3 protein-coding genes are annotated in these 1,705 nt (G+C 62.3%); 1 reads left to right on the top strand and 2 read right to left on the bottom strand.

Annotated features, from left to right (window positions below):
• A partial coding sequence (locus tag QZY07_RS17150; protein WP_295405370.1) for an NHLP leader peptide family RiPP precursor occupies nt 1–171 on the bottom strand: 171 nt, incomplete at its 3' end.
• A gap of 402 nt (nt 172–573) precedes the next feature.
• Nucleotides 574–1,485: an alpha/beta hydrolase gene (locus QZY07_RS17155; protein ID WP_295405366.1), complete on the bottom strand. Its 912-nt coding sequence runs from the start codon at nt 1,483–1,485 to the stop codon at nt 574–576.
• Between the two features lie 66 nt (nt 1,486–1,551).
• On the opposite strand from QZY07_RS17155, the gene QZY07_RS17160 reads away from it, so the two are divergent.
• Nucleotides 1,552–1,695 (top strand): hypothetical protein, encoded by a 144-nt coding sequence (locus QZY07_RS17160; RefSeq protein ID WP_295405368.1) that lies wholly within the window; start codon nt 1,552–1,554, stop codon nt 1,693–1,695.
• Nucleotides 1,696–1,705 lie beyond the last annotated feature (10 nt).

Raw genomic sequence — 1,705 nt, forward strand, 5'->3', positions numbered from 1 at the left:
CCTCACCGCCTGGGCGGTATCCTCCACCACCCGCAGCGTGACCCCCTCCGGCACCGCCATCCCCTCCGCCGCCAGCGTCCCGGCCGGATCGGCCAGCAGCCGCTGCTTGAAGGCATCATCCGCCCAGCACTTGGCGATGAGTTGTTGATACTGTTTCGCTTGGTCGTTCATGGCGTGATCCTGTGGTTAAAAGCGCCTCGTGAGGTCACGCGGCGGCGGGTGATGAGCCGAACCCGCGCGGCGGTTCGCCCCTGGATCATACGCCCATGGGATGAGCAATTGATCTATCGCCATCCAACGGAGAATCCATACATGCCCTTTTGATTAGTCTGCGGAACACAAGAGCTGCATCAAGGGTTTAGCACAGCTATCAGATCAGACGGCTATCTCTCCTCGCAGATCGCGTGGACTGCGCCCCGCGCAACCCGCAGCGAAACCCGGTCGAGCGCCCCGACACCCAGGAACTCCTTGACGATGTCGCGCATCTCCAGCAGCAGGCTCCTCCTGTCGATTCATCATTCAGGCGGGTCTTGGCGAAATCCTGTTTCTGTTTTTGCTCCTGAAAGCCCACGTTCAGGGCAAGGGCGGTGAATGGGCCGACAGAAATGCCAGGTAAAGATCCGCCGTCAACTCGGGCTGTTCCAGATGCGGCAGATGTCCGACCTTGGCCGGGGTGTGTAACTCGGCGTGGGGATAAAACTGGCGCAGCCGCCGGACGCTGTCTTCGGCCAGGAAGATCCGGTCCGACTGGCCCCAGAAGATCCAGGTCGGCCAGCGACCGCCCAGATTCCGGGCCAAGATTCGGTCATCCAGATTGACGATATTCCACACCTGCTGATAGTGCCTGTTGTTGGCGACATACTCGGCCACCTGCGCCCGCTTGTCCTCCTCGGGGAGATCCGGAGGCATCACGAACAGCAGGCTCAGTTCCAGATCGAGTTCGGCCAACGTGATGGGGATGAAGGGATTGACGCCCGCCTCGATGGCGGCCTCGACCTCCGGCCCCCAGGACAGCAGCCCGAAAGGACCGCCGATGAAGGCCAAGGTGCGCACCTGTCGGGGATAGCTCCTGGCATAGACAGCCGCCAGGGCGCCGCCGAGAGAATTTCCGGCCAGATCGAAGCGGGTCAGGCCGAGCCTTGCAATGAACTGGTGCAACCGTTCGGCCTGCGTCCGCAGCCGGTAATCGGCCAGCGGAAAACCGCTGCTCTGGCCATAGCCGGGGAGGTCGGGAGCGATGGCGGCGCGCCCGCCTGCCGCCAGTTGGCATTGGAACCTCTGCCATTGTTCCTTACTGGCGAACAAGCCATGAAGCAGCAACACCGGCGGCCCCTGTCCCGCTTGGCTATACTCTAGGGCAATGCCGTCATCCAGCGTCAGGCGCGCGGTCTGAATCTGGCAGTCGGCGGTTCGGGCAAGCGCCGGTGCCAGGGTCAGCCAGCCGAGCAGGCACAGTAACAGTGGGCGGATCGGATTCAGTCGCATCGGCCAGGCACCATTCCAAGGTAAGAAAACAGCGCTGTGACAATCATCGGCGCCGCAGATTTTCCTATGTTAGTCCAGTTGCACTCCCATCGCTTCACGCAGGCAGCCGGCGCATTGATCCTGCTGGCCGCGCTCTTGCCTGGCCTCACCGATCAGGCCGAGGCGCGTCAGACCAGACCCCAGCACGAACTATGCACCCTGTTGCAATAAACCCATGCAC

This window comes from uncultured Thiocystis sp. (assembly GCF_903866365.1).
In the GTDB taxonomy this organism is placed as follows: Bacteria; Pseudomonadota; Gammaproteobacteria; order Chromatiales; family Chromatiaceae; genus Chromatium.